Origin of the sequence: Lentilactobacillus parakefiri, from assembly GCF_002157585.1 — a bacterium.
GTDB lineage: Bacteria > Bacillota > Bacilli > Lactobacillales > Lactobacillaceae > Lentilactobacillus > Lentilactobacillus parakefiri.
Genome location: NZ_BDGB01000130.1, coordinates 1 through 7,563, shown reverse-complemented (window position 1 = coordinate 7,563; position 7,563 = coordinate 1). Strand labels below are relative to the sequence as shown.

Annotated in this window: 7 protein-coding genes, 4 tRNA genes, 1 rRNA gene and 1 pseudogene; 1 reads left to right on the top strand and 12 read right to left on the bottom strand. The window is 43.6% G+C overall.

Annotated elements, in window-relative coordinates; all coding sequences use genetic code 11:
* Positions 1-284: pseudogene (locus tag LPKJCM_RS11680) on the top strand (hypothetical protein); the annotation flags it as partial.
* 117 nt (positions 285-401) lie between these two features.
* Here LPKJCM_RS11680 and LPKJCM_RS11675 read toward each other — a convergent pair.
* The 12 genes from LPKJCM_RS11675 to rrf all read right to left on the bottom strand — a co-directional run bounded on the left by LPKJCM_RS11675 (position 402) and on the right by rrf (position 7,461).
* A complete protein-coding gene (locus LPKJCM_RS11675; RefSeq protein ID WP_057962990.1) occupies positions 402-1,106 on the bottom strand; it encodes a GntR family transcriptional regulator in 705 nt (234 codons plus the stop codon).
* Positions 1,107-1,120: 14 nt separating this feature from the next.
* A complete protein-coding gene (nagA, locus tag LPKJCM_RS11670; protein ID WP_057962991.1) occupies positions 1,121-2,254 on the bottom strand; it encodes an N-acetylglucosamine-6-phosphate deacetylase in 1,134 nt (377 codons plus the stop codon).
* 18 nt (positions 2,255-2,272) lie between these two features.
* Positions 2,273-3,070 (bottom strand): pyrroline-5-carboxylate reductase, encoded by a 798-nt coding sequence (gene proC, locus LPKJCM_RS11665; protein ID WP_057962992.1) that lies wholly within the window; start codon positions 3,068-3,070, stop codon positions 2,273-2,275.
* 152 nt (positions 3,071-3,222) lie between these two features.
* A tRNA-Gln gene (locus tag LPKJCM_RS11660) sits at positions 3,223-3,294 on the bottom strand.
* Positions 3,295-3,303: 9 nt separating this feature from the next.
* Positions 3,304-3,386 (bottom strand) — tRNA-Tyr (locus LPKJCM_RS11655).
* Between the two features lie 70 nt (positions 3,387-3,456).
* On the bottom strand, positions 3,457-4,278 hold the full coding sequence (locus LPKJCM_RS11650; RefSeq protein WP_057962993.1) for a metallophosphoesterase: 822 nt from the start codon (positions 4,276-4,278) through the stop codon (positions 3,457-3,459).
* A 67-nt stretch (positions 4,279-4,345) separates the two neighbouring features.
* Positions 4,346-5,839, bottom strand: coding sequence for a peptide MFS transporter (locus LPKJCM_RS11645; RefSeq protein WP_057962994.1), 1,494 nt, complete (start codon positions 5,837-5,839; stop codon positions 4,346-4,348).
* 242 nt (positions 5,840-6,081) lie between these two features.
* Positions 6,082-6,387 carry a PTS sugar transporter subunit IIA gene (locus LPKJCM_RS11640; RefSeq protein ID WP_057962995.1) on the bottom strand — a complete coding sequence of 102 codons (306 nt, stop codon included), beginning with the start codon at positions 6,385-6,387 and terminating at the stop codon, positions 6,082-6,084.
* Complete coding sequence (locus LPKJCM_RS11635) at positions 6,387-6,704, bottom strand: PTS sugar transporter subunit IIB (RefSeq protein ID WP_057962996.1); 318 nt, start codon at positions 6,702-6,704, stop codon at positions 6,387-6,389. Before LPKJCM_RS11635 ends, LPKJCM_RS11640 begins: the two co-directional genes overlap by 1 nt.
* 438 nt (positions 6,705-7,142) lie before the next feature.
* Positions 7,143-7,215 (bottom strand) — tRNA-Thr (locus tag LPKJCM_RS11630).
* A gap of 50 nt (positions 7,216-7,265) precedes the next feature.
* A tRNA-Asn gene (locus LPKJCM_RS11625) sits at positions 7,266-7,338 on the bottom strand.
* 6 nt (positions 7,339-7,344) lie between these two features.
* Positions 7,345-7,461: ribosomal RNA gene (gene rrf / locus LPKJCM_RS11620) — 5S ribosomal RNA — on the bottom strand.
* Positions 7,462-7,563 lie beyond the last annotated feature (102 nt).

The following is a 7,563-nucleotide window of genomic DNA, read 5'->3' as shown; positions in this document are numbered from 1 at the left end:
CAGCCTTTGGTAACCTGAAGGCTAATTTGCGTTTCCGTCGATTATCGGTACGTGGATTAAGACAAGTCAATAATGAATTAGGAATTATCTTGATGGCAGCAAATATGAATAAATTGGCCAAAATGATAGCTAATTTAACTCATATTTTTGGTTGGATGGAAAAACTGAGCCGCATCTTCCAGAGAAAGTGGAAAATGCGCCTCAGTTTATTTATCGGCGGGACTTATGTCCCAGCCTCTTTGTCTAACAATGATTTTTTGTGTTGCTGGATTTGTCTGGTTTGAGGAGGGCTCCGACGACCCTGATGCTAACTTCTAAGGGGGCTTGAATCAAAATCCCCAAACCCGGGATTTAGATCCAAGCCCCCTTAGAAACCACATCTAAACGGGTCTCGTCGCCCACTACTCTTTTTCCAAATAAAATTCAAATCGATCACCCACATACTGGGTGCGAACGTACTCGAACGGTCTGCCATCCTGAAGCGATGTTATCTGGCGAAGCCTCAAAATCGCGTCACCACGTTTGATGTTCAGATACTCCGCAATCCGCTCCGATGCCAGCATCGCTGACACCGTCTGTTGAGCCTTGCCGATTTGTAAATTCTTTTTCTGCTCCAGTGTTCGGTAAAGGGAGCTGGTGACCTCCGACTTTTCCAAACCCGCAACAATATTTTCCGGAACCGTGGCAACCTCAAAACAAATTGGAATCTCATCGCAGTAACGAATTCGCTCCATCCGCAAAACGGCTTGATCCTGAGTGATATGTAATTTTTCCATTTCACTCAAAGACGGTTCCATCGTATGGTAAGAAATCGTCTTACTTGATGGCTTTTTTCCTTGAGCCAGCATCAGATCAGTAAACCCAGTAACGCCGGACATTTTTTCCTGAACCTTTTGATTGGCCACAAAGGTTCCAGAACCCACTCGGCGCTCTAAGATACCTTCGTCAACCAAAGTCTGAATAGCTTGACGCAGCGTCATCCGACTGACACCAAAGTCGGTCGACAACTCACGCTCAGAGGGAATTCGGTCACCAATTTTCCACCGATTTGCTTCAATATTTCGTTTAATTTCATTATGAATTTGAATATAAATTGGTAAACCCACTGATACCAACTCCCTTAGTTTTTATTCACTAATTTGCCATAACTATAGGTTGCCATAAGGTCTAGGTGATTGTCAAACACATTTAGATCACTGTCATACCCATTCTCAAGGAATCCTTTGCCCTTTAGGTTAAATTCCACAGCTTGATTGGTCGAGGTCATTTTAACAGCCGAAACAATTGAACAGTCGGTAAATCGAATAACGTTTTTGAAAGCGTCGGAATATTTCAGAACCGATCCTGCCAAATGACCATTTGAGCCGGTCGCTCTTCCAACTTGAACACTGACTGGCTGGCCACCAAGTTGATACATGCCATCCGGCTCTCCCTTAGCTTCCATCGAGTCGGTGATCAATTCCAATCGATCAGGTCCAATCATTTGATAAGCAATTTTGACTGCTTCAGGCACGACATGAAATCCATCACAAATCAGCTCAACTTTGGCTTGGGAAAGCATGGCATACCCCGCGACACCAATTTCTCGATGGTGGAACCCCCGCTGGGCATTAAACAAATGAGTGACGTGTGGCGGCCTGACCGCTTTAAGCAGCTGGTAGGTCGCATCAGAGTGGCCGACCGAAAGTTGAATGCCCAGTTTTTGGCAATCACTGATGGTGCTTCTATCAACGCCCATTTCCGGCGCATAGGTCAAGAGTTTGATCATCCCGCCCGATAGGTGATTCCACTGGACAATTTTAGCAGCATCGAGCTTTTGAATTAATGCGGTTGGCTGGGCACCATGATATTTAGGTGAAATAAAGGGGCCCTCAAGATGAATGCCCAAGATTCGCGGGTTGACCTCAGCCGCCAATTTAATTGTCTGCATGCTTTTGGCAATGAGGTCCGCACTTTGCGTCATCGTCGTGAGAAAAACGCCCGTGACCCCTTCACACGCCATTTGATCGACCATTTGGCTAATGACTTCAGGATCCGGATTCATGGAATCGGCCCCATACCCGCCATGAGTATGGACATCAATGAAACCCGGGATAATGATGCACTCAGAGGCGTCAATGATCTGATCGTCAGAATGCTGCTTAAAGGTCGATGAAGGCCCAACGGCGAGGATCGTTCGATCAAACCTGACATAGCCGTCTTCAATCACTTGTTTACCTGTATAGATAGTTGCATGAATCAATACTGTTGGCATATCCGCTCCAAAATTTGACTAATTGCTGCCGGTTGATTTGGCAATTGTAGCGTCGATTCCCTTAATGACAGCAGGCAAAAATCCAGCTTCTTCCATCGCCAAAATGCCGGCAATGGTATCACCGCCCGGCGAGCTGACTTTATCAATCATTTCAGCCGGAGACTTTTTTGAAGCCATCAGTGATTGTGCGGAACCGAGGGTTGTTTGAGCCGCGATCTGGGTCGCTTGTTGCTTGGTGAAGCCATACTTGACCCCTGCACGACTGAGACTATCAATAAAGAAGTCGACATAAGCCACAGCACTCCCCGAAATCGCGCTGAAAACGGAAAATTGACTTTCTTCAAGTTCGGCCACATTACCAGTTGCAGCATACATTGAGATTGCCTGGGCTTTTCTGTCACCTTTCAAGTTCTCATTGGCACAAACCGCTGTCATCCCTTGGCCAAATTCAGAGTTAATATTTGGCAGGCTACGCAGAATTGGCAGATTATAATCTGTCAATTCTTCCAGTCGATCCAAGGAAATACCGGAAACCAGTGAGATTAAAGTTTTCTTTACCGACAGTTCCCCACGAATTTCAGCCAGCACATCAGCCGCAATCGCTGGCACCACCGCCAGAACTACGAGGTCACTTTCCTTGGCGACCGCCGCATTTGATTCTTGTGGAGTCAGTCCATATTGACTGGCATACTTTTCGTAATGATCACGATGGGCACTATGTACCAAAATGTCTTGGGCGGGCACAAATTCCGCTTTCAGCAAACCTTGGATAATTGCTTGGGCCATTGACCCAACGCCAATAAAACCAATTTTCATAACTTACCTCCTGATTGTCCAATCGGACTATTCCAATTCTTCTAACATTGACAATAGCGGAAAATGAGAAATTTTGCAATATCAAAATGGTCGATATTTGAAAATACAAAAAACGCCTGCGACGAGTTCCTTTCGTCACAGACGTTTAATAATTGGGCTAGCTGGGTTCGAACCAGCGCATCACGGGATCAAAACCCGTTGCCTTACCACTTGGCTATAGCCCAAAAATAAAATGGAGGGGAGTGGATTCGAACCACCGAACCCGAAGGAGCGGATTTACAGTCCGCCGCGTTTAGCCAGACTTCGCTACCCCTCCAAAAGAGTGTTGCTATCAAACCAACGAATATAATAATACAAAATTTTAGTGATTCCGTCAAGCGCAATTATCAAAAAAGTTCGAACATTTTCAACTGCTTTTCCCATTCAGACAGAAACGTATCGGTTTGCCACTCATTATGCCGACGATTATGGTAGCCGACAGCCGCATTGTAATACGTTGTCGCCCTAATTTTAATGGGTTGAAGTCGCTTATGAATGTGACCAAAAATAACGATTTCAACTTGATAGTCATCTATTAAATGTTGGAAATTCAAGCTGCCCATCATGGCATTAGCCATATTCCAGAAGCGAAAATCAGTCGTATAGTGAATAAAGAATTGATTTGGAACGAAGTGGGTCATCAAAATCACCTTTTTGCCGGCTAACTGCGCGTTTCGGAGCTGTTTGGTTAATTCTGAAAGGACTACCTGCTCACGAGCAGGATCGCTCATAGGCTGTGAAATCAGCCCGTCTATCCAGTAAGCCATCTTCCATCTGTGAAATTCGGTTTCCGTCTTATTCTCATTGGCCGCAAAAGTATAATCGTACCAGCCATTGATGCCAATAATTCGGTAATCCGTATTTTGAATGTCAAAAAATTGATTGTTGAGATATCCAGGCGACCGCCCTTTTTCTAGTTCCTCATAGCTGACCCCTTTTATCATATCGTGATTTCCAGCAATGAAAAAGACGCGAACGGGATCAACGGCGGCTGACAGCTGCTTAACATAATTGGCCGACTTCTGAAAGTCATTGAATAAGTCACCGGCAATCAGGTAGATATCTACCGAATGCGCCTTAAGAAAGTCGGCTTGCTGTTTAATTGTATCGTCCAGTGCCACCTTATTTAAATCCAAGTGATTATCGCTGGTTACGGCAATCTTGACCATCATCATTTCTCCCCAAAATAAAAATGTGCTATCCAAATTAGGATAACACATTCATGCGTGCTTGAATCTAATTGACACCTTCCATTAGCCGTTTGATTGGTTTAACCAGGAACGCCAACAAAATTCCGGCCACAATTGCGACTAAGCCAACAATCATAAAATAATTAATTTCATTATCTGGCGTATAGTATTTAACAATTTGTGAGTTAACGGCCTGGCCAGCAGAATCGGCTAAGAACCACATACTCATCATCTGAGATTCGAATGCTTTTGGTGCCAGCTTGGTAGTGACGGAAAGACCAATTGGTGAAATCAACAATTCTGCAATTTCAACAATTGCCCAACTTCCAAGAAGCCATAATGGACTAACTTTGGCCGATGCACCGAATAAGGCTACGGGAATGACCATAAACAGATAAGATAATCCTGCAATGCCCAACCCCAGTGAAAACTTGGATGGCGAACTGGGTTGCTTTTTGCCAAGTTTAATCCACATCCAAGCAAAGAACGGTGTATAGAGCATAATAAACAGTGGGTTCAACGATTGATACCAACCCGGTGAAATGTTGAAAATACCCCCAACATTATTATTGGTTTGGGTTCCTGCAAACAATGCCAAAACGACTGAACCCTGCTCCTCGATTGCCCAGAAAATTGCCGCCGCAATAAATAATGGAATGTAGGCAACCACTCTGGAACGTTCGGTTGAAGATATCTTTTTACTGGAAATAATAACGACAAAGTAAATAATTGGCGTGGCAACAGCGATAATACTCAGCAAAGTAATAAACGAACTAAGGGATAGGGATCCCATTACCTGCATGAGCAACAAGATGAGGCCAAAGACAACCACTCCTAAGCCAATCCGAATTGTCAGTTTTTTTGCATCATTAGGTTCCAACGGATCACTCGGATAAAGACTGGCACTTGGTAAGTGTTTTTTACCGCCACGGATATATTGAAGTAATCCGAAGAACATCCCAATGGCAGCCAGCGAGAAGCCAAGATGGAAGTTAACGTTGAACCCAAGCCAACTAACCAGCAGAGGCGCGATGAAAGATCCTAAATTAATTCCGAATACGAAAATAGTAAATCCAGAATCCCGTCGTGTATCGTACTCTGTGTACAGACCTCCGACCATTTCAGAAATGTTTGGTTTCAGGAGTCCAGTTCCGATCGTGATCAGGACAATTGAGGTAAATAATGCTGGAGCGCCCATTGGTAATGATAATGCAATGTGTCCGAACATAATCAGGATTCCACCATAGAACACAGTCCGACGACTGCCGAGAATCCGATCACTCACGAAGCCACCGATAACCGAAGTTAAGTACACCAATGAACCATAAATTGACATGACGGACGCAGCTAGCGGTTTATCAAACCCCAGACCACCTTTAGTCACACTATAGTACATGTAGTACAGAAGAATGGCACGCATTCCATAGTAACTGAATCGTTCCCACATTTCGGTGAAGAACAGTGTCGAAAGTCCCCGAGGCTGGCCAAAGAAAGAGGCATCTGCGCGACGTTGCTGGTCTGTTTGATCTTGTTGTTGCATGTGATACCCTCCAAAAAATAAATCTAATCTTATTAACGAAACGAGTTAATCAGATTAGATTATCGATTTTAAATTACTCCTGAAATTCATTACAAGAATAAATCATACAAACTATTATAGGCTAGTTTGCATTTTAATTCAACAATATCGGGAATCACACGGGATTATACAGTAACGGAAAACCTGGAAAGAGGCGATTTTAATAAGCTGGTATTGATCCACCCAGCACGCCCACTAAATGATTAATCATGTTTAAGGGCAGGTCTCAATTTTTTAATGATAAACTCAATGGTCTCAGTATTCATGAGCGTATCTTGGGCATGCGTAAATAAAAGTGAATAATTCAGCTGGTTGGCTTCTTTGATCACCAGATTCTGCCATCGGTGGGCCTGAGTCAGCAATTGGTGGGCTTGTATGAGCTTTTCATCTGGACTTTCATCATGCCCAGGGGTCGTCATTTGATCTATCGCCTCGGACAACAATTTCTTTGCTTTACCCGAGCAGCTCAGCATGTCCATGGAAATTTCGTTTAGCTGGTCGTTCGTCATCAGGCAGCCTCGATGGGCGATAATTGCGCCATAATGAATTTAATGAGCTTTTCGCCATTTGCCCAACCATAAATTTCGTCAGGAATTGTTTTCACGGGGATCCCTTCACCAAATAAACTGAGTTCTTTATCAAGATAGGTGGCCTGAGGAGCAACAAGGACCAGTTGAACCCCCTCATCCAAGTATTCACTGGCATTATCAATATCGGTTGGAATCAGTTCAACATCGGCATTATATAATTCAACGAACGGTTTAGCTGATCTGGCCAATAAATTGGTAGAAATGCCGCTTTCACAAATCAATAATACTTTTTTCATTTTTTCCACTCCCAAACAATTTATATTTTACCAATACAGCATACCGCTTTTTGGCATATACCACAAGCCACGATTTCTATTTTTTTACGCGTAACCTCTGATTTGTAGGTGTTAGTCGTTATACATGTTTTATGTACCACTCTTAATGAAATCGTATATACCAATTTGGATGGGTTCGCTTTTTAGGATCTTCATTCAACAAAACCGATCCATCATTATTTCATTGACTCCTGCAATTCGCAAAATATATAAAAATAAGCAAGCTTAATTAACGGTCTTGAATTTTCTCATTTTCCATTTAGACGCCAAAACGCATTAGTTGGCCCTTTGTCATTCTGCAGACATCACTTTTCTACCAAGATTGTTTTTTAACAACTAAAAAAAGAGAATATCCACAAATCAACGTTTGTGGATATTCTCTCGGCGTGTGAACTATAATGCCGACTGCAGGAGTCGAACCTGTGACCCTCGGTTTACGATACCGATGCTCTACCAACTGAGCTAAGTCGGCAAATCCATTGTACAAAAAATGCTAACAATTAAGTTAGCATTTCGGCAAAGCTCCGGCAGGCGGGCTCGAACCGTCGACAACCTGATTAACAGTCAGGTGCTCTACCAACTGAGCTATGCCGGAATAATCGCGTGGCAACGTCCTACCCTCGCAGGGGGCGATCCCCCAACTACTCTTGGCGTGCAGAAGCTTAACTGCTGTGTTCGGCATGGGAACAGGTGTATCCTTCTGGCTATCGCCACCACACTATTTTTCCTTGAAAGAACTTCGTTCTCTCAAAACTAGCTAATATTAATTTTCTGCCTTTGAACACCATTTCTACTTGGTTAAGTCCTCGACCGATTAGTA